This window comes from bacterium, assembly GCA_037127815.1.
Taxonomy (GTDB): Bacteria; Patescibacteriota; Minisyncoccia; order Phycocordibacterales; family CAIZLB01; genus CAIJKW01.
Window position 1 is genome coordinate 12,990 of record JBAXXP010000003.1, and the last position, 20,616, is coordinate 33,605.

The 20,616-nt window shown below is 33.8% G+C and carries 23 protein-coding genes; 6 read left to right on the top strand and 17 right to left on the bottom strand.

All coding sequences use genetic code 11. The features are described from left to right. Positions 1–4 precede the first annotated feature (4 nt). Positions 5–562: an alpha/beta hydrolase gene (locus tag WCQ00_02985; protein ID MEI6042505.1), complete on the bottom strand. Its 558-nt coding sequence runs from the start codon at positions 560–562 to the stop codon at positions 5–7. Between the two features lie 203 nt (positions 563–765). Between WCQ00_02985 and WCQ00_02990 the strand changes: the two genes are divergently transcribed. Further along, on the top strand, positions 766–1,437 hold the full coding sequence (locus WCQ00_02990) for a hypothetical protein (protein ID MEI6042506.1): 672 nt from the start codon (positions 766–768) through the stop codon (positions 1,435–1,437). A gap of 1 nt (position 1,438) precedes the next feature. On the opposite strand, the gene WCQ00_02995 is transcribed toward WCQ00_02990, so the two are convergent. The 6 genes from WCQ00_02995 to WCQ00_03020 form a co-directional block, all read right to left on the bottom strand. After that, positions 1,439–2,086, bottom strand: a complete 648-nt coding sequence (locus WCQ00_02995; protein MEI6042507.1) for a hypothetical protein — start codon at positions 2,084–2,086, stop codon at positions 1,439–1,441. 10 nt (positions 2,087–2,096) lie between these two features. Next, positions 2,097–2,627 (bottom strand): hypothetical protein, encoded by a 531-nt coding sequence (locus tag WCQ00_03000; GenBank protein MEI6042508.1) that lies wholly within the window; start codon positions 2,625–2,627, stop codon positions 2,097–2,099. 15 nt (positions 2,628–2,642) lie between these two features. Further along, the gene (locus tag WCQ00_03005; GenBank protein ID MEI6042509.1) at positions 2,643–2,918 is read right to left on the bottom strand and encodes a DUF3892 domain-containing protein; all 276 of its coding nucleotides are present in this window, start codon (positions 2,916–2,918) and stop codon (positions 2,643–2,645) included. A 21-nt stretch (positions 2,919–2,939) separates the two neighbouring features. After that, positions 2,940–3,173: a DUF2188 domain-containing protein gene (locus tag WCQ00_03010; GenBank protein MEI6042510.1), complete on the bottom strand. Its 234-nt coding sequence runs from the start codon at positions 3,171–3,173 to the stop codon at positions 2,940–2,942. A gap of 67 nt (positions 3,174–3,240) precedes the next feature. Further along, positions 3,241–3,942 carry a hypothetical protein gene (locus WCQ00_03015; GenBank protein ID MEI6042511.1) on the bottom strand — a complete coding sequence of 234 codons (702 nt, stop codon included), beginning with the start codon at positions 3,940–3,942 and terminating at the stop codon, positions 3,241–3,243. Between the two features lies 1 nt (position 3,943). Further along, positions 3,944–4,297: a helix-turn-helix transcriptional regulator gene (locus tag WCQ00_03020; protein MEI6042512.1), complete on the bottom strand. Its 354-nt coding sequence runs from the start codon at positions 4,295–4,297 to the stop codon at positions 3,944–3,946. Between the two features lie 276 nt (positions 4,298–4,573). Between WCQ00_03020 and WCQ00_03025 the strand changes: the two genes are divergently transcribed. Both WCQ00_03025 and WCQ00_03030 read left to right on the top strand, forming a co-directional pair. Further along, the gene (locus WCQ00_03025) at positions 4,574–5,920 is read left to right on the top strand and encodes a DNA modification methylase (protein MEI6042513.1); all 1,347 of its coding nucleotides are present in this window, start codon (positions 4,574–4,576) and stop codon (positions 5,918–5,920) included. Continuing rightward, the gene (locus WCQ00_03030) at positions 5,910–6,287 is read left to right on the top strand and encodes a hypothetical protein (GenBank protein ID MEI6042514.1); all 378 of its coding nucleotides are present in this window, start codon (positions 5,910–5,912) and stop codon (positions 6,285–6,287) included. The genes WCQ00_03025 and WCQ00_03030 overlap by 11 nt, the downstream gene beginning before the upstream one ends. Positions 6,288–6,333: 46 nt before the next feature. Here WCQ00_03030 and WCQ00_03035 read toward each other — a convergent pair whose 3' ends face one another. From WCQ00_03035 to WCQ00_03055, 5 genes are all read right to left on the bottom strand, one after another. Beyond that, positions 6,334–7,281 carry a DUF2779 domain-containing protein gene (locus WCQ00_03035; GenBank protein ID MEI6042515.1) on the bottom strand — a complete coding sequence of 316 codons (948 nt, stop codon included), beginning with the start codon at positions 7,279–7,281 and terminating at the stop codon, positions 6,334–6,336. A 170-nt stretch (positions 7,282–7,451) separates the two neighbouring features. Then, a complete protein-coding gene (locus WCQ00_03040; protein ID MEI6042516.1) occupies positions 7,452–7,970 on the bottom strand; it encodes a hypothetical protein in 519 nt (172 codons plus the stop codon). A gap of 1 nt (position 7,971) precedes the next feature. After that, positions 7,972–9,168, bottom strand: a complete 1,197-nt coding sequence (locus WCQ00_03045; protein MEI6042517.1) for a DUF2130 domain-containing protein — start codon at positions 9,166–9,168, stop codon at positions 7,972–7,974. A gap of 597 nt (positions 9,169–9,765) precedes the next feature. Then, on the bottom strand, positions 9,766–11,565 hold the full coding sequence (locus tag WCQ00_03050; protein MEI6042518.1) for an AlwI family type II restriction endonuclease: 1,800 nt from the start codon (positions 11,563–11,565) through the stop codon (positions 9,766–9,768). A gap of 26 nt (positions 11,566–11,591) precedes the next feature. After that, positions 11,592–13,589, bottom strand: coding sequence for a Dam family site-specific DNA-(adenine-N6)-methyltransferase (locus WCQ00_03055; GenBank protein ID MEI6042519.1), 1,998 nt, complete (start codon positions 13,587–13,589; stop codon positions 11,592–11,594). Positions 13,590–13,749: 160 nt separating this feature from the next. On the opposite strand from WCQ00_03055, the gene WCQ00_03060 reads away from it, so the two are divergent. Beyond that, on the top strand, positions 13,750–14,418 hold the full coding sequence (locus WCQ00_03060) for a recombinase family protein (protein ID MEI6042520.1): 669 nt from the start codon (positions 13,750–13,752) through the stop codon (positions 14,416–14,418). 12 nt (positions 14,419–14,430) lie between these two features. Then, the gene (locus WCQ00_03065) at positions 14,431–15,078 is read left to right on the top strand and encodes a recombinase zinc beta ribbon domain-containing protein (GenBank protein MEI6042521.1); all 648 of its coding nucleotides are present in this window, start codon (positions 14,431–14,433) and stop codon (positions 15,076–15,078) included. Here the strand turns inward: WCQ00_03065 and WCQ00_03070 are convergent. Together WCQ00_03070 and WCQ00_03075 are read right to left on the bottom strand one after the other, a co-directional pair. Then, positions 15,068–15,715, bottom strand: a complete 648-nt coding sequence (locus WCQ00_03070) for a hypothetical protein (GenBank protein ID MEI6042522.1) — start codon at positions 15,713–15,715, stop codon at positions 15,068–15,070. The genes WCQ00_03065 and WCQ00_03070 overlap by 11 nt on opposite strands. A gap of 101 nt (positions 15,716–15,816) precedes the next feature. Then, complete coding sequence (locus WCQ00_03075; GenBank protein MEI6042523.1) at positions 15,817–16,578, bottom strand: hypothetical protein; 762 nt, start codon at positions 16,576–16,578, stop codon at positions 15,817–15,819. 332 nt (positions 16,579–16,910) lie between these two features. Here WCQ00_03075 and WCQ00_03080 point away from each other — a divergent pair, with 332 nt between their 5' ends. Then, entirely contained in the window at positions 16,911–17,555 is a 645-nt protein-coding gene (locus WCQ00_03080) for a hypothetical protein (protein MEI6042524.1), read from the top strand. Here WCQ00_03080 and WCQ00_03085 read toward each other — a convergent pair. Genes WCQ00_03085 through WCQ00_03095 form a run of 3 tightly spaced genes read right to left on the bottom strand, consistent with a single transcriptional unit; the run spans position 17,552 to position 20,340 of the window. Beyond that, the gene (locus WCQ00_03085; GenBank protein ID MEI6042525.1) at positions 17,552–18,607 is read right to left on the bottom strand and encodes a hypothetical protein; all 1,056 of its coding nucleotides are present in this window, start codon (positions 18,605–18,607) and stop codon (positions 17,552–17,554) included. The two genes, WCQ00_03080 and WCQ00_03085, sit on opposite strands and share 4 nt — an antisense overlap. 21 nt (positions 18,608–18,628) lie before the next feature. Beyond that, positions 18,629–19,015: a phBC6A51 family helix-turn-helix protein gene (locus WCQ00_03090; GenBank protein MEI6042526.1), complete on the bottom strand. Its 387-nt coding sequence runs from the start codon at positions 19,013–19,015 to the stop codon at positions 18,629–18,631. Positions 19,016–19,017: 2 nt separating this feature from the next. Further along, complete coding sequence (locus WCQ00_03095) at positions 19,018–20,340, bottom strand: DNA methyltransferase (protein MEI6042527.1); 1,323 nt, start codon at positions 20,338–20,340, stop codon at positions 19,018–19,020. Positions 20,341–20,616: the final 276 nt, after the last annotated feature.

Genomic DNA, 20,616 nt, shown 5'->3' on the forward strand with positions numbered 1-20,616 from the left:
AGCATTAGCTATTCATCATCTTGTTTAATACGTCAAAACATTGTGGGAGTTCAAGCCAACCAGCTGAACCATTTAAATGTCCTCCATTTTTAACAACCATCAATTCTCCACCTAATTCTCTAGACAATGTCTCGGCATTACTAAACGAGACAACATGGTCATTATCCCCATGAATCACTACAAATTTTTTACACTTTGTTTTCATCTTTTCAAAATTAAAACTTTTATCTAAGAAACTACCCAGTTTAGTATTACCATTATTCTCAGATGGGCCAGAAACAAGAACTGCACCGTGAATATTTTCAGATTCATTATTTTCTAAATAACGTAAAATTGCAGTTGACCCAAGGGAGTGACCTACAAGATATATCTCATTGCCGTTATTAATTTTGACATGTTTTGAAATTTCATCTATCCACTCATCGCAAACAGGATTGCCGGCACTAGGCATGGCAAGAGATTCAGTAGAAATATTTTGTTTTTCTAATTCTTTTACTAACCAAGGTCTCCAACCCCCATCTGGAGTACCTTGATAACCATGAATTATAAAAACTTTTTTCATAACTAAAAGTATACCATGTCTAAACAAGTTCGAACCTCACACTACCCTACCCAAAAAATACGTTGATAAATAAGACTTAAAACTAGCTGTGTACTCCGGTCTAGAACCTCACACAGTGAGACACCGTAAGGGTTATTAAACGATTATTATTGTATCATATTGACCCGTCTCGGTCTCTCCTTTTTTGGTTTAAAATGAGACAAATGAGACAGTGCAGACCATTTCTCATTTGTTATAAATTAACCAATAAATATATGGAAATTACAGAAGAAAAAGTTCAAGAAATGAAGGACATCGCAAAAAGAAGCGGTGAAAACTGGACTGATGAAGAAGCTCATAAGGCGGCATACAACATGCAGAGCTACGCTGAACTTGTTATTGAAATTGCCATGAAAGAAGTTAAGAGAAATAAGAAATTAAAGAATGAGCCTGGAGGTTTTCCTCCTGAAGGACATTACAGTTGTAAAATCTGTGGAGGTGCAGCCAATCAAGAGACAGGCTGGTACGATAAATACGGATTTAAATGTTTACTCTGTCAGAGAGCCTTAAAAGAAGGTGTGCTACCAACATTCGCTTTTATCAATGACAATAGTTACTTTTCAATGTGGAAGCTTACCAATGATCTTAAAGTCAGATCAGTGACAATAAGAAAGTTTATAAGAGAAGGACGATTAAAAGCTAGAACTGTTTTAAATAATGAAGGTAAGGAACACGTATGTATTTTTCTAAAAAAAGAAAATCCAGACCTAAAAATGGCGAATAACCCCATTAGAAAATCATACGATAGAAATAAAAAGAAGAAAGACAGATTATGGGTTAAAGAAAAAGCAAGAGAATGGAAAGAAGATTGGAATAAAAGATTTAAGAAAAAATAAGTTAAGACTTAAAGACGTTCTCAGGCAATGGAAGGTTTTTATAGATATCCTCCTTCCTCTTATTTTCACCTTTTTCTAGATTATCTAGTAAATATTCCATCTCAAAACTAATTGATTCTTCATCTGGAGCACAAAAATATAAAGTGCCGTTAAAATTTTCACTAATCAGATTGAATACTTCCTGAACCGCAGCAAACAAATCTTCTGTCTCCTTATATAAAATCATATTAGGCTTAGTTCGATCAACACCAATGTCGAAATGTGCAACATCCTTATCCCTTATATCTTTCTTGATTTGTTGAATAATTTTATCGTGTGGAGCTAAGATAGCTTTAATTTTTTCTATATTTTCCTCGCTTGTATTTGTGTGAAGTAAAAGATTTTCCAGACTTAGAGCCGGCTTTTGTTTATCAAAAAATACAGACAAATCTAGAATAAAACTATAAAAGGAACCCTGCAGAGCAACATGGAAAAAATTCGATTGATGATTCATAACCTCAACGTTTCTATAGGCTCTTTCCTCACCAGCATTTATATTACGTGACTGCTCTAACCATTTCCAGACAAGATAAGAAACATATGCTGAATGTATTTTCATCGACATCCTTTTAATCAATTCCTCCGTGATTTCTTGTTTTGAATTGTTCATTTTTTTGTAATTATTTTTTTATTAAACCGACATATTTGTATTGTATTTTACAGTCTAGTCCTGAAAGATTTTTAACAATAAATCCATCATCAATTTTATTGTTTATGTCTATAGGAATTAATACTCCTATATCTTCATGCATGACTGGAATTATATATCTTTGGCCTTGATCAAGACCTTGGCATCCTGTAGAAATCATGTAAAAAGATTGCATACTAGACGCTTGTGAAATTCCAAAATCAAAGGAATTATAAGCTAAAATGGCCATAATTACAGCAATGGCGCTTAACGTATACCTACCAAATATCTTCACAATAATTATTATTGCCGATATAATTAATAACCACCACCAACCCCAAGAAGTAGCTAGGGTGACAAGAACTTTGAGTATAACCCAAAAATAAACAGTATTAGACACGACGGAAGCCTCTACAAAATTAGAAGGGATTCCAAAGTAAGAATAAAAACCACTTTGAGTGAGAATGGTTACAACATATAGGTAAATTGCTATCACAGGAATACTCCAGATTTTTTTACTCATACAATAAGAATTATTTTAACATTGTGGTAACGATAGTAAGTTGTCATTCCAATAACCATCGGCATGAGTGCGAAGATATGGTTTCATCCCATTGTTAGGCTTTACAATCCCAACCTCAGAACGATGTTGTCCTGTCATTACAAAGAAATTATTTGTGCCACTATTAATTCTACTGATAGCATCTTCACGTGTTATAATCCATCCCTCAGACAAGTTTCCAACATGGGTAATGTGTTCATGGTTGCTATATCTATCAGGCTTTCTTATGTGTGTAATTTGATGTATTGACATATATTTTATTGAAATTAAATTTTAATGTTTTTTATCTATTATCCTTGATGGATCGTTACCATAACTATCCTTATCTTGTATCTGACCATTTCTACCATGTATAACATGTTCTGAATGGCGTGATTTTGCTTCACTTATAGCTCTTTTTTCTGCTAATTCTTTTGTGCTGTGAGTAGACAAAGGCTTAGAAGATCCTTCTTCTTTTACTGCCCACCTTTTACCATTTGGAACTGTGTGTATGTTTTTTGATGACATGGTTGTTTAAATTAATTGGTACGGGGTACAGTGTAAGCTAACACAGCTAACATTGCAAGTAAAAAAATTATAGGCAACCTTGTTGAGAATCTGTCAATGGGTACATCTCCTCCAACCTAAATTTAACAACGACTGGGTTAACATTAAAAATATCAGAGAGCGCTGAAATGGCCTCATCTTTTTTATTCTGATCTAATGCCATAATACCAAATACTCCCCTACTAACTAGGTATGGTACGATCGCTTTCCCAACTAAAATTCTCGGGAGCAATAAAGCTGCCATAGCACGGTTGGCTTGATACTCCCACCACTGTCCATTGTATTTGGTATTACTTTCTACGCCCTTAATGTCTCTACATAAAACTCTTAGCGTATCATCATGACTATCATCAAATAATTTTTTGGTTTTTACACCAACAACAAACAGATAAGCATGCAATAATCCATGCCCCGCCTCGTGGGCTAGGGTTGTACGAACTCTTCTCTCTGACACGACCGTGCCTTCTTCATCCAACTTGCTATCAACAACGATATTTTCCACTCCATTAGCACCAAATTTTGTAAAACCAAGGATCCCATCTGGCAATCTTTCATATTGAGGAGTGGTCTTAAATCTTTTCTCCACAAACCAATCTATCCTTATAGGTTCGGGATTCTCTGGCATCAAATTTAGTTTGATCAATTCAGCATCACATATTTCCTCTATTTCTTCGAGTTTGTAGAAGGGACGTTCTTTTGTTGGGCCGCTAAAAGATCTAGAACTTCTCATGTTATTTTGTATTATCCTTATTCTTTTTTTTAGAGTAATTTTCAGCAAACTTTATCAAAGCTTCAGGCTTAACGTCTCGATCCATAAGTGTTCTAAAGGCAAACGCTAACTTTGGATTCAAATTTAATTTTCTAAGATCTTCAGTTGGAGGGCGCGTATCATGCTTTTTTAATTCATCCAAGGAAATATTTAAATACTTTGCTATTTTAGCAAAAACTTCTTCAGATGGATTTCTCTTACCCAACTCTATATCTGATATAAACGCAGGAGAACAACCGATCTTCTTTGCAAACTCCCTTAAAGAAGTACCATTTTTATCTCTTTCTTCTCTAATATACTGACCTAGTGTTAACATTGATGTAAGCTTATACTGTTAACGCAATATTGTCAACAACGATATTGACACATAAAACTCTAATGTGTCACAACTTTTTATATTTTTCCGTTATTACTGAAATATCAGCAATAAAGAAATCTCCAAATAAATTTATCAACACTTCCTATTCCCTTTTATATTTGATTGTTTAAAATAAAAACATGATAAGACTTCAAGTGTAAAGTGCGAAGCTCAAAACACATAAAGTGAAATCCGAATCGGTTAGAAATTAATAATTAAAAAATAAATAATAATATGAATGATAACTTTAATCAAAAGTTGGTTATTGAGTATGTCTCAATTTCTGAACTTAAGAACGCAGAGTATAACCCTCGTAAATGGAGCGACTCCGCCAAAGAACAACTTAGAGAATCAATTACCAGATACGGTGCGGTAGATCCAATATTAGTAAACTCTGCTGACGCAAGGAAGAATATAATAATTGGTGGGAATTTTAGGACATCAATATTAAAAGAATTAGGATATGAAAAGGTGCCCGTTGTTTACATTGATATTCCTGATACAGAGAAAGAAAAGGAGTTAAATTTACGTCTGAACAAAAATACTGGAGAATTTGATCTTGAACTACTGGCTGAATTTGATGAGTCTTTTCTTTCTGATATTGGATTTTCAAGTGAAGAAATAGATAGTATTTTTGAAGAAGAAAGTACAGAGCAGGAATTTGACCTAAACAAAGAATTACAAAAATTAAGTATAGATAAAATCTCTGTACAGAAAGGTGATGTCTATGACTTAGATGGATCAAAACTTATGTGTGGTGACAGTACAATAGAGTCAGATATGATTAAACTATGCAATGGAGAAAAGGTAGACATGGTCATGACTGATCCCCCATATCTACTTGATTATTTAAACGGCAAAACTCGTCACGGTGAAGCGACGACTGGTTTTGGCGCAAAGAAAAACAGGCGATACCTTGAAACTGAATCTCTACCCGATGATTTTACAGAACTGTGGATGAACAACGTTGCAAAAGTTCAAGCACCCGACTTCTCAATAATCTGTTATGAGAACTGGAAGAATATTCGCACAATATGGGGTGAAATGGAAAAACATTGGAAAGTCAGAAACATGATTGTTTGGCACTTACCAAACAGAAATCAAGGATATGCTGGCAAACACAAATTCTTCTCAAAACATGATATTGCAATGGTCGGAACCTCTTCAGATGATACCAAATTAAATACCAATAGTGAAGTTGATAATTTATTAGACAATGAGTACCAGACTTCCCTATTTGCCATTTCAGGTAAACCACATTGGGAGTCGTATGGAAAAAATAAAAAGTATTGTCCAACTGACTTTATTGAATACAAAGCAGCGGATGAGAAATCATCTGGACAAGGAATTATATTTGGAACCAAACCAACAGAGATACTGATTCCATATATCAAGGTATTAACAAAAAGGAACCAACTTGTTCTTGAACCATTCGGCGGAAGTGGATCGACACTCATAGCATCTACGATGCTCAAAAGAAGATGTTTCTTAATGGAAAAATCTCCAGTCTATGCAGAAGTTATATTGAACAGGTGGAAAAAATTAACTGGCAAGGAACCTATTAAAATCAATGATAAATGATGATCAAAAAGAAATACTGCTCAGCGAATTGCGTAAACACGGAATTATTGATTTTGCTTGCAAGAAAGCCGGGATAGCACGATCAAGTTATTATCGGCTCTTAAAGATCAAAAGATTCAGAAAGCTTGTTCGAGAAGCTAAATTAGAAGGAATAGACGTTAACAATGACACAGCTGAATCGGTTATATTGAATGGGATTAGATCCAAAGATGTCGGATGTGCTAAATACTGGCTTGAACATAATCACCCCAGGTACAAGAAACGAGAGATAGCAAAAGAACATGTGATTTCGCTTCAGGATCAAGGACTTGCTGGAATAATTAAGAGGACAATCAAGAGCGCAAGAAAAGGAGGAAAAAATAAATGAGTAGACCAGGCTATTGCTACTTATCTTTGTAGTATTATCCATATAGTTATTTATTTATTAAATCCCAAAAATGTTTCCAGATTATATACATCGCCTTTGTATCTAATTTACAGTATTCGAGCATCTCTTTTTTCTTTTCTTCAGCCTGACTACCAACCAACTCACCTTTTTCTATCTTTCGATAAGCTTCAATGGCATCCATTCCATTTTGTACACCTAGTGCTTTATAGGAATATTCGGGGCCTGCTGGAGCAATTACCGGTAGAACTTTCTTAATAGATGATCTGCCTTCAAAGCCATGATGAACATAATATTGTTTTTCGACAATATCCATTAGGTCATAAGTTCTCTTGATAACATCGTGAAGAAATTCATATTGCAGTGGCATTAAAGAAGCAAGTTCTTTATTGCGTGAATTTTCAAACTTTTTATACCAAGATATGACGCTACCCTTATCACCTATATTTTTTCTCAAACTTTCAACAATTCTTTCAGCAGGGTCTCCGTCTAAAAACAAATCATCTACATGTTTTGGCTCTGTACCATTTTTAGCATCTTCTTCACTTAATATATGGAGTGAGTATTGGAATACTATATGTTGATAAGGACGATAACCATCAAATATTGGTATGGCTGTTGGATAGGTTTCGTAGTCTAAAAAGTACAATGGAAAGGTTAAAGAATTTAATTCTAACTTAATAGATTCAAGATCTATTATAGGTTCTTCTGATTTGTGTACTCTTACTTGATTCAGCTTTCTTGGCTTACCAGGCTGACCATTTTTTTGCTTTGAAGGTTTAGGAATTCTATCCTCAGGGACTCTATCTATAGTTAGTATATTTTCATCAAGTAATTCTTTTAAATAAGCTTTGCTATTCCCTATTCTATTTAAGTCATGGACACTATATTTTGGTACTTCAGGGTTTATATAGCTAAAAGTAGTACAGTGAGCGCTACGTCCTCTGTAATAGCAAGGGCAAGGACCTTTTGGCATATTTGGATTGGATAGGTATGAATAAGCCTGATCCATTTCAATATAAGCTGTGGGCATTAATTTCTCTACAGCTTCAGTTTTATCTTCTTTAACAAACAGTCCATTTACGGTGAAGTCTAGTGGGCCACATTTTCTATATTTCTTATTTAATCTAATTAAATACTTTTTGTTTATATGAACCCCACATTCTTCAAATACATTTGTCTGAAACGCGACATCGTATTCATATTGTAATTCCTTCTTTTTATTAACCTTTGGTTTTTCTTCTTTTTCATTATTCTCATCATCTTCATCATCAGATTCAAACCCCCCTCTTCTTTTTCAAAAGTAGAGGACATTTTAACTTCATATAGATCGTAATATTGAACGTCTTCATTCCAAACCAAAATATCTGTGGCGGCTAGATATTTGTCTGTTGCAAGAACAGCTTGAATAATAACTGGTGTGTGTTCATCTATGAGTTTTTTGGTTTGCTTTTGTGATTCTTCCCCACGACCTTCAACCATTATACCTTCTGGAAACATTCCTCGAGCTAGTAGCTCAACTTCATTTCCCATTACAGCAAGTGATTTTTCAAAATCTGAAACTGGAAATTCTGCATACTTTTCAGGATTATGTATCTTTACCCAAGTATTGTTTGGGCATTCTCTATATAGAATGAAATCAGTTTTTGATATTTGTTTTATCATATTATTTTTTTGTTTCATTATCTTCTGAAGGCTCTGGTAGTTCCAACGCTTCAATTCTTTGCAACTGAACTATTCCACTAAAATCACCGTAAATTCCGATTGTATTCTTAACAACTTTTTGTATCTGTTGTTCTCTTTCAGACCAGATCTTTTCATAAGCAAGTTTTTCTTTTACAAGAGAACTATTCATACTCGAAAATGCCTCTACAATAGTTTCAATTCTTTGTTTGAATTCTGTACCAGTCAAGTAACTATATAGAATTTCCATTTTTTCATTCTTGCCAACAGACATTGTTTTTTCTCTAGATACAACCTCCAGTGTATTTCTAAGCGCTGTCGCTATGGATATTGCAAGTTTTATATCACAAACCCACACACCATTTCTCAAAGAAATACCATCTGCACCTTGAGGTAATACTGAAGAAACAATAACAGCGATATCAGCCTTTACTAATCTTTGATCATCCTTTAGCTTTTGTATCCAGCCCTCAGTCCAAGACTTTGTCTTTTTAGACTCCCATATTATCTTTCCACATTCAACACCATTTTTAGTTCTTACTGTCTGAATTACATCAGCTCCATTTACACCCTTTGGAACAGGGGTAATGTCATCGTATATAAACTCAGACTTTAGAAGTTCTTCCAAAGCAATTTCCTGAACTTCACCCTGAGTTTGCTGAGACCCTTGAGCCGCTTTGCGCTGAGCTTCGTCTAGGGCCTTTTGCGTGTTTAATAGATTCTTGCTGAGCTGATCGATTTCAGCCTGCTTCGCATCAGTTGCTTTTTTTGAAGCATTCTCTTCTATCTTCTTTCTTTCCTCATCCATTTGTCTTGCCTTATCCAGTTCAAAAGCATCCTGATCATCTTTTAGCTTTTGATTTCCCTTTCTCAACTCAAGCTCATTATGTTTGGCTGTTTCTAGCTTTGTTTTTGTTTCTTTCAATTGTTCTTCTAAAAACTTCTTCTCAGCTCCTGAATCTCTTTCAACACTTTCTTTAATTTGTTTTCTGAGTTCATCTTCTTGTTTAGATAGATTAGCTTGGTTTTCTCTTTTAAGAGACTCTTTCATGTTTTTTTCTTTTTCTTCGAACTCTTTGCTAAGCCTAGATTCTATTTGACTAGTCAAGGCATTATCAATGTCAATCGAGATTGGTTGATGACATTCTGGACATATTGTATTTATTACGTTGTCTTTCATATAATTTGTATATTAATAATAACATTATAAACCTAATTTATAATTAAGTGTTTATAATCCGAATTCTTATTTATTGGTTAAAATCTGGAGGGTGTGTCTTTTGATCGCTATCTCAGCCAAGCAATTTGCTGAATAATCTGAAATCTTTGTATTCCTCAGGTCAATCAAGCTCTATCTACTAGATCACTTTTTCCAAGAACCCATTAACGATTAATATCCAACATAAAGTAGTTTTTCTTCTTTATTGTAGACGAGATGGTATTTTCTCTTTTATATCCCATATTTGTGATTTGTTATTTTTCTGATAATTTTAGTTCGCCCATTCGACTCAGGTGAACGAACGTTATCATTCTATAACTTCCCTAGAAAAAACATAGTGCATAACCCTGAAAAAACTGAGACGAAAACAAGTTTTTGTTTATGTAAAGAAAATAAAATGCAAGCTCTCTCATGGCGCCTTTTTTAGGGTTTATTTGATTAAAGAAAAAATAAAAATACAAAAGTTCATAAATTTAATTACGGATTAACTACTGAACACACGATATTACAGGAGGAAAAATCGAAGAAATGTATAGCTCTTGATAGAAATATTATAAACTAGGACCATTCACTTATAATAGTAGGAAACTCAGAAACCCATTCCTGTGGAAGGTTAATCCCATCAACCCTACCTGCAATTATTCCAAATAGACCGCTAATTGACCTGTGATCCAGTGTACCATTAGATATCTTATCTTTTGCGATTTTTAATATTTCAATAAATTGAGATAGTGTAAGGGGTATAATATTCTGCCTTTCTCCTTCATAACCAAACTTATTCCCGTTCCAAAATGTATTCAATGTGTCTCTGTGAATGAGTGGAGCGATAAAAATACAATAAGCAAGATCATTGTCTATTTTATCTTCGAAGTCTCTAAAATGTCGCATGACGGGCTGACCTTCTGCTATCCACTGGTCACGACCCAATAATAATGTGACCTCAACAGTCATATCGAAAGAATCATAATAACACTCTATATCAGAAGTGTTTGCACGGAAACCTGTAGGGATGCCATCGTCACCTAAGTTATAGCTTGGAACTATCTTAACAGCATCATTCAATATCATCAGGGAACGTGACACATACCATTCTAAATCCAAAGAAGGTCTGGCTGTTAATGGATTGTAATTTTTTTGCAGTATATTACCCAATCTCTCAATACATTCATCTAGGGCTACAATATTATGTCTTAAGCCTCTAAGTTTATAAATTCTAAAATTATTCAAAAACTCCTCCAAACTCTTAACCTTCTTACTCTCTGGTAATAATTCAATTTCAGACATATAACGAATAGTCTCTTGCTCACCAATCTCAGTTTTCATAACCTCAGACAATTGAAGGTTAATTTTCCTAAGATCTTCATAATTTTCCCAAGGAAGCTCTAGTGCTTCTGTATTGTTCAAATATTCAAGATATGAATCATAAGAATCAAACTCTAATGCATTCAACGTCAATTTATTTAATATACTTTCAACCTCAACCTTTTTATCCTTAGCTATATCAATATAGTTGTCATTACCACGTAAAATAATCAAATTAGAAACTCTAAAATAACGCACTGAGGAATCCATGTAGTCCCTTAAATCATTCAAGATCGAATCAATATTTTCATCTTCTCTGCTAGAAATTTCTTGGGCTCTTTCCTTGCTAAACTCTTTTATAAAAGTTGTTTTAGCAACGCCCGTTAATGATTCCTTGGTAACTCTAAAATTAATTATTTTGTCTACATATTCATAAATTTGATCTGCTCTTGAAAGAGAAGGAACAAAAAGTTGATATTCCAACTTTGATAGACCAACTGGTGTATTTCCTAAAGATTCCCATTTTTCATTAACATACCTAATCAAGGCCAATGTTCCAACAAAGGGTTTAATATCAAAATTATTATATCCTCCTTCAATTTTGTTTGGGTATTGCCATTTCAAAAAGAATTTAGAGAATAATTCATCGTCATCTATTTCATCATTTAGCCATTTCTTTGCAAGCTCTGTAATCACCACAGAACCCTTTGACTGCAAAGCTACACAAAGACCAAATCTATTTAATATACCAGCGGCGGTTCTACCCCGACCTGACCCATCTACACTTTTGCCTCGATATTTTTGTAATATATTTTCCACAATATGATCTTCGAGATCATCCGCTGAATCTTCTGAATACACAGCATTAATAAGAGATTCTTCTTGCAGAGTACTTTTAGTTGGTTTATAGAGACGCTTTTTAATTTGTAACCCAAAAAACTTTTCTTGACCATGAATATCAAAAACCTCACCTTCCAGTTCACTTAGTGCTCTGAGCATATTTTCCATTCTTTCAGGATTCCTTATTGTCGTGTTAAAACTCCATGTTTTTGCCATATTAACTGATATTATACATTATTTAGCTATTTATAGTTAGTGATTAAAACCTCTTCAGTCAGGCTTTTACATGCTTTTGATTGGTAATTTGAGTTATTATAATTATGCCTGATTTTATTAACGATAAAACCATTTTTATTTACAAACTCTATGAGGCTACTATTTACCTTACCTTTATGCTTAATAACATTTGAAAGAGCAAATTTTATTCCACTTTTATGTAAAATTAATAATGTTTTGTAAAGAGACACTTCATCATCATTCGACCACCCCCCAGATTCATTATAAGATGCAAGGCCCAATAAGTACGGAGGATCCAGATAAACAAAGTCATTCTTTTTAAAATACATACTATTTAGATCTCTAAAGTCACCCACTTTAAAATCAATATTTTTATGATTTGTTATAGCATTAAAGTTTGCTAAATTTCTTCGAGAATTTCCATTATAATCTCTCTTTCCTACAGGTAAATTAAAATAACCAGTCGAGTTAAATCTTATTTGATTATTAAAACCATACAAAATTAAAGCCAAAAGCATTGGATTTTTTTCTTTTATTTTACCCGAATTATATTCCTCTCTAAGTAATAAAAATGGTTTTTTGTTAAAATTCCCAAGTCCAGTAGAACTCTCACTCAAGTAATGTTCATAACCATTGACATGGCTATGACTCAAACCATAATTTTTAATTATTTTGATAAGATTTTGATTAAGTTCTTCAAAATTCGTCGTTTTAATGAATCGAAGCAAGTCAACAACTCTGGAATTTTTGTCTATACAAACTATCTTATTAGCCACTGCATTTATACCCACATTTGCACCACCACAAAATACGTCATAGAAAGTGTCAATTTCTTTAGGAAAATATTTAGTTATTTGTGGTAAAAGCTTGTGCTTACCTCCAGTATAATTAAGTGGAGATTTTATATAGGTAGGTAAATGTGTGTTATCCTCAGAAAACAACCTTGCGGTCTTAGAACATTTTTTCTTTGTTACCCTGCAAAAAAATATGCGCTCCTTTAAATCAGTCTTATTGGAACGCCCCGTTGTAAATTGATTAAAATCACGTTCATAAATCTTAACGCTACCCCGTCTTTCCAATGCCGATATTATCTCATGATCACTTATACGTGATTGAGATCTAGAATTACCATTGGTTCCCATATCGTTATAGGAAACCAGAATATAGCTAGCATCTATGTTTTCTATTAAATCACTGAAGGAATTTCCCGCCGATTTTAGACTATAGTTGCTCTTAATATTTGATCTGTCCATTTTTTTTGCCACTCCATAGACCTTTTCTTTTTTCCACATAGCTATATTTTCTAATAGATGATAAGCATCTGAATACTGTCTAGAATTATATGGAGGATCTATATATACTACATCTGAATATATCGTTTTTACTAGCTCATTTGCATCTTGTTTGTATATTTTAGCTTTATATTTATTTTCTTGAATATTTAGAGGCCTTAATTCTAAAATCATTCTAGGAATCTCTATCTTTCTATATGCATCATAATGTCCAACAGTATTAGCTATACGATCCAAAGCATAAATTAGAGAGGTAATAAGGTAAGCCCTTTCCCTAATGTTAATTTTATTTTCAACATAAAGATTCTCAATATCTTCCCGTATATGTCCAATAATCTTTGAATTTATTGAGTCAAAGTAGGTATTTGAAAAATTTTTTGAAAAATAATTATGTGGTATATTGCCAAACTTCAGATTATTATAATCAACCAACTTATTCACCAAAAACTTAAGACGAATTTTTTCTTTACCAAAGAAAGCTACATAACTCTGATAATTTGATTCTAGTATATCATTAATAAAAACATCAGATTTCTTATTAAAATAGCTTGCAACGACACCAGTTCCACCAAAAATATCAGCAAATGAGGAATATTTTGCCTTCTCTTTTATTAAAATATCATTTATAAAGCTTAATAACTTTGTCTTACTGCCAAGATATCGACGTTGAGATATTGAGGTTAATTTATTTCCAAAACATGCATCTAACATATGTACTCATTATAGAGTTAAGACTATTTTTTGTAAACAGACTAATCCACATTTTGCAGTTTTAATTGATATTCTTAATAGAAAATAGAAATCTAATTTACTAAACCTACAAGTTAATCTCACTAGACTTGTATGACCTTCTACGTCATTAATGATATATATGGAAACAAAAGATCAACGCCAAATTAGCCCTGATTTGAGACAAACCTTATCAAGCCCTGTAAGGGTGAAATATTGCCTTTATGCGAGGAAATCGACGGAATCTGAGGAAAGACAGATCTTATCAATAGAATCGCAAGTAAATGAGATGTTACAGATAGCTGAGAGAGAAGGATTAGAAGTTGTGGACATTAGACGTGAATCGCACTCCGCAAAGGATTCTGGGCAAAGACCTGTTTTTAAGGAGATACTTACAGATATCAGAAGTGGAAGATATTCAGGAATACTAACATGGGCACCCGATAGATTATCGAGAAATGCTGGAGACCTCGGAAGTCTTGTGGATCTTATAGATCAAAAATCACTTATTGAGATAAAAACCTACGGACAAGTATTCAGCAACTCCCCGAGTGATAAATTTCTACTAATGATTTTATGTTCACAAGCTAAGCTTGAAAATGACAACAAGAGTGTAAACGTTAAAAGAGGACTGCGAACAAGATGTGAAATGGGATTATGGCCTGCCCCTGCCCCAACTGGATATTTGAATGAAAAAAGAATAGATAGAAAAGGATACGTAATGGTTGATACAGAACGTGCGCCTGTTATTAAGAAGATGTTTGAAAAGGTGGCGTATGAAAAATGGAGCGGAAGAAAAATATACCATTAGCTTAAATTTGAAATGAATTTCAGAAGTTCAACGAGCAATAAGCCCTTAACTTTGAGCAATATATACAAACTTCTCCAAACACCATTTTATTATGGAAAATTTGAATATCCTGTCAAAAGTGGTAATTGGTATATGGGAAAGCACGAACCTTTGATAAACATAGAACTCTTTGAAAAAGTCCGTGAGCAACTTAAGAGATCTGAAATAACACACGAGAGAAAAGACTATGCGTTTTCTAGACTTATGACATGTGGGTTATGTGGATCAGGAATATGTGCTGAAGATAAGTATAAGAAACTCAAGAATGGTGGTACGGCACATTACATATACTATGGATGTAATAGATCAAAGAATTTGGATTGTAAATGTGGATATATAAGAGAGGAAGAGTTGATAAAGCAATTGGTTGAAATGATAGACAAGATAGAGGTTGATCAGAAGTTTATCAAAGGCAAATTTGAACAAGAACGAGAACGTATGGTTACGTTCCAAAAACAATTTTACGGAGTCAAACAATCAAAGCTTGAGATTGAATTTGATTCAAAGAAGTATACTGAGCATGTTTTGACAGAAGGGACAGTTGAGGAGAAAAGAGAGATGTTGGCAAATCTTAAGGGTAAAGTTATTATGAAAAATAAGGAAATAATTATTACGCAGTAGATGCAGATGGTTTATTATCATTACGCGCATCAATAAGTACAATATTTTCACCTTCTGATATATCTAATTCTTTAAAAATTTTGCGTACACGAATCAACTCTGATTCAGACATGTATACAATAACAAAAAATCCTTTCTGTGTCTGATTAGCCTCTTTATAAATTTCAAGTTGTTTTTGAAGATTATTCTTTAGATGTTTATTTTTTGCTAATTTAAATTCTACAAGAGATGAATCCTTGTTTCCTCTGGAAATCTTATAATCAACAGGACCTCTCCCGTTGTTGACCTCACTATCAACACTTGATTGACTACCACACCAAACAAGACGAAACATAACTTGAATATCGCTTTCTTTAGCAACGACAGAACCACTTCTTGTATAAAAAATACGATACCCATCATTTTTTTCGATTGAATCCTTTAGGTATTTGATACGAGCCATTGCTTCTTCATACGTTGAACCTGTAGAAGCATAAAAGTCAGTCTCATCAGCAAGTTTATAGCTAAAGTTTTTTGCAATATCAAGGAATAGAGTTTCCGATAATTCTACTTTTACCGAACTAGCATTAACAGCGTCTTCACCTCTCTCTTCTTTTCTTTTAATGTAGTAGTCTATGGCTTCAGGGAATTTCTTCAAAGTTTCATAGACAGCTTTGTGTACGTCTTTCTGGGAAGCAGGTTTTTCTTTACCTTTTTTTGTCTTTTCCCTATGAGGAAGTTGGCTACGAAAATAGTTGTCTAGCTGTGCGCGAAGTTGTTCATTTGAATTGCATAAGGAATATCTTCAAAGTGATCAAAAAGGTCTGTCTTATTAATCCATATATCATCTTTGGTCAAAATATCCCGAGGAGTCAAAATGATATAATCACCATCAATATAAGGAAGTAAATATTTACGATCCTCCCACACTTCTGTTGTGTAATTAAATTTAACCTTACGGACAGTGATTTCTCTTAATTTTTCTTTATTAATATTTTCAACAGCAAAATCTTGAGTATAATTTAAAAGATAATATTTTATTAGATTGGTTGTAAAATCACTAATACTATCGCGACCGACCCCTTCTTTGATTAAACACAGCTTTTCTAAGTGACTACTTGTTGTTACCACTTCTTTTCCGAAATCTCTAAATATATTTTCTAAATTTCCATTGAGAGCGGAGGCGAATTTATTGCCTAAACCACGACCTCCGTTTCCATTATTAGTAAATCCAAACCAATTTTGTTTTACTTCAGGAAAACGGTACCAAGCACTTAATAGTCCAGGATTAATTGAACTTGATGATTTGTTTTTAAGAAAACGGAGGTACTCAATTATTTCCTCGTGAAGTTCTTGATACTCTGTTTTTTTACTATGAAACAAGAGAAATGGATCTATGAACAGTGGTAAATCAGCAACGAGTGAAATATTAAAAGCTCCATATTGCTTAATCACCTCTTCTGAAACATCAAAATAATCTGAAAAGTATAATTTTATTTTGAGTTTCTGTTTTTTTTCCATGTGTAATACGGGGCTCAACGCTCTGTGGTCTTGCCTCGATACTGCGCTGACTCGTGCTGACTGTCACGGTCTTGAACCTACGTGGTGAGACCCCACAACACACTTAGCAAACCCTTCTACTCTCTATATGAGGCGTCTCGGTCTCTAGGCTGTTTTAATGAGTAAGGTAAACAGAGCATATTTCACCCGTCTCGGTCACTGTCTCATTTTGATATATGGACTACCTCCCTCAGTATTATTATATACGGCTATTTATCAAAAAAGAGACAAATGAGACACTATAAAGGAGATATCCGTCGGTGTCTCATTTATAAGCCAATCAAAGCATATATATGGCAGTATCAGATAAATTAGTAGAAGAAATTAAACAATTAGCAAAGGAGAAAGGTGAAGAAATGGATGACGCAAAAGCTCGTGAAGGTGCTGAGAATTTAGTGGGTTTCTTTGATATTTTATGGAAACTTGCAAAAGAAGATTCAAAGAAAAAGAAAAGATTAAAAACAGAACCAGATGGATTCCCTGTAGATGGGACATACACCTGTCTTGTCTGTGGTAATAGAATAGATGAAACAAACGGATGGTATGACTGGTATGGTCACACCTGCCTTATTTGTCGTAAGGCAGTTAAAGATAAAACTATACCAACGTTCATCTTTCAACACAGGAATAGTTATTTTTCCATTTCGAGTTTAAATTACACTTTTAATATTAAACATCAGACCGCTAAGAAGTATATAAAGGAAGGTAAATTAATTCCAAGGATTATTTTAAATGACGACGGGACACCGCATGACTATATATTTCTTAAAAAAGAAAATCCTCAACTAATTGAGAAATATTCTCCAGAGAGAAAATCATATGACAGACACAGATCTAAAGTTTCTGACGCTTGGTCTAGAAAAGCAAAAGCTGAAATGAAAGAAGAATTTAAAAAACATCAAGAAAGGATAAAAAAGATTACAGAAAAATATCGCTAATATTTCTCACCTACATTTGGTATAACGGTCTTGCCATCCCAGCCATCAGGATCATCAACGGTTTGATCCTTATACATAAGCCTGCCTTTAGCCCATAAAGGTGCGGATATTTTGAAATGCTCTTTTTTGGTAGCCGTATTTGTTATTGGATAGTCCACATACTTTAATTTATGCACAGAGTCTCTAACTGATGAAATATTCAATTTATAGTCCCTATCAAACATGCGGTACAGGTCATTGCCTTGTATGTCAGGTAAATCATCTCGTATTTTCTCAACGTCTTTGATTGAATATCTTTGTGGCCACAATATTCTGTTTTTATTATCAAGTAATGGATATGCATAGTACTTACCACGAAGCTTGTTCTTTACCATGAGTTTTTTCAATCGAATCATAAGTGAATCATAATTCAATAAATTTCCAAGTACTACAATGTTCGTATTTTCATCTCCAATCGACATAATCTCATTTAAAAACCACTCATAGAGCATATTTCTTTTATTCTTGTCTTGAACCGAAACAATATCCTCCATATCGTCACAGATAATCAAATCAGGTCTTTTGTTTTTATACTTTAATCCTCTAATGTTTTGAAGTGAACTAATACACATGATTTTTGCACCATATAGAGGTAATTCAATAGAGTATGCACCCCACTCTGTTGTACTTGATTTGAATGGACCAAGATCCTGCTTGAGTAATTCATTATCTTCAAGCTCAGATTTTATATTTTGAAAATGTGCTTGAGATTGAAGTTTACTTTGACTAACTATTAGTACATTTTTCTTTTGGTGTTTTCCAAGAATCGCCCACATCACATTTGAAAGATTAAGAATTGTGGATTTACCAGATCCACGAAACGACATCACAACATTTAATTTTTCATCATATTTTTCAGTCATACGAAACATCTCTTTATGAAAGAACGCATACGGATAGTTTATGTGGTGCGCAAGATAGATACTACAAAATGCCTCATGTGATTCTTTCACAAGTTTTCTTCTGACGTTACTATCAGAAATTATATTTTGCAGTATCTTTTCTTTATCCATATGTGTTCTTCGAAAAGGCTATTAAGTAAATAAGACTAGAGCACTTTTCAGCGTCTTCTCTTGTTCTTTTGAAAGAGGTATTTCTTTCCTTGGTTTTAGGAGAGAATGTTCTTTTTCTTTGAGTAAAAATCTTTGATGATTATGACGAAGCCAAAACTGTACGGCTTGAAACTTTTTATCTTTAATGAGACCAATTAGCTGTGATTCTGTCATGTCATTTATCAATTCAATACCGTCTTCGATAGCTTGTTCTGAATCCCTTAAAAACTCAGGATCTTCATTCCTCCACCTATAGTAGGTTGCACGAGCTATGTTTGATTTCTTACATGCCACTTCAATAATTGGTATTGATCGAATGTGTCCAAGCAGTCGATCCTTATCCTTTTTTGTCGATTCTTTTTTAGTCATGGCTAGTTAATTTTCTTACGCTTCTTGCCAGTCTCTTTCTCCCAACGATTCATAATTACTTCAGCATAGACATGAGATTTTTCCATGATAAAGCAACGTCGACCCATCTTCACAGATGCAATTAAAGTACTTCCGCTTCCTCCAAACGGTTCAAGAATTAAATCGTTTCTTTTCGTTAATACTTTAAGGTATGGAATAAGTAGCTCTAGTGGTTTTGTGCCAAAGATAATTTCTTGCCCTGATGATTTTTTATCTGCGGCGGTATGAGATATGAAATCAGTTGGACATATCTTCTTTCCTTTTTCATATGGTTCAAAATGTGGTTTACCTGAAGTGGCAAAGATTGCATTCTCATATTCATTTTGAAACAATCCCTCCTCAGGCTCAAGATTGAGATCTACTTCTCCTGAAGTTCCAACAAGTGCAATATCTGTCTTATTGAAAAACTTATTTGAAGCAGAAAAACCTTGCATACGATTAGGAACATGCCAAGTGATTGTGTTTCTATATTTCCAATGTACTTCGAGTGCATTCCAGATGGTTCTAAGGTTTTTTGGATTCTCAAAGATAATGATTGAGAAGTCAGGTTTTTGTACCTTTGCAACATTTGCCATCCAAAGATCCGAGAAATTATCAGGCAAGACATCAGTCTCTAAATATCTGCGATTCTTCTTTGATCCAAATCCAACTGTTGGACCATCCTTACCTCGACCTTTACCTTTTAAATAGTCTAAGATATATGGTGGATCAGTTAGCACCATATCTACCTTGTTATCTCCCATTAGTTTCAACATATCGGCTTCTATTGTGGAATCGCCAATCATTAATCTAGAGTCTCCGAGTTCATAGATATCGCCCTTTTTTGCTTCAACTTTAATGTCGAGCTTATCGAGTTCTTTTTGTAAATCAAATTGCTCTTCATTTTTCTCGATTGGAAATATGTCATCAATGTCTTCTGAGGTAAAACCAACATCAAGAAGAATTGAGCTATCAAACTCAGCGAGCATCTCAAGATCAAATTCTCCTTGATTGCGATTAAGTCTGAGGTTAAGTTCAAGCTCTTTTTCAAGAGGTAAATTCACAAATACTACTGGCATATTTTTATATCCAAGTTCCTTGCATACATCAACCCTAAAATGACCTCCAACAATTATCATCTTTCTATCTTCGTGATTATTTACAATAATCGGATCAACATTACCGAAACGTCTAATACTTTCCTTGAGCTGTTCTTTTTGCTCCTTACTCCACTTGCGTGGATTTTTATCATTTACCTTCAACTCGTCGATTGAGACGTACTCAATCTTTAAACTTTCTTTATTCATATACTTACTAGATAATTAATTTGTAATCTAGAAGCAACAAAAAACCGCCTACAATATCAAAGTAATCTTTAATACCAAAGGCGGGTTTTCATCTATTGTATCGACCTGTGTTAGTAATAGAAAAAGCTTTAACCTTTGGGGTTAAAATTTCTACTACTTACTTGGTCACCCTCGTCAGTCCACTATCATGAGATAGTTTCTGAAGTATTTTCCAAATAGGTTTATATATAGAACTAGCTAAGGATGCGTAATTATATCCATCTTAGCCGATACGAT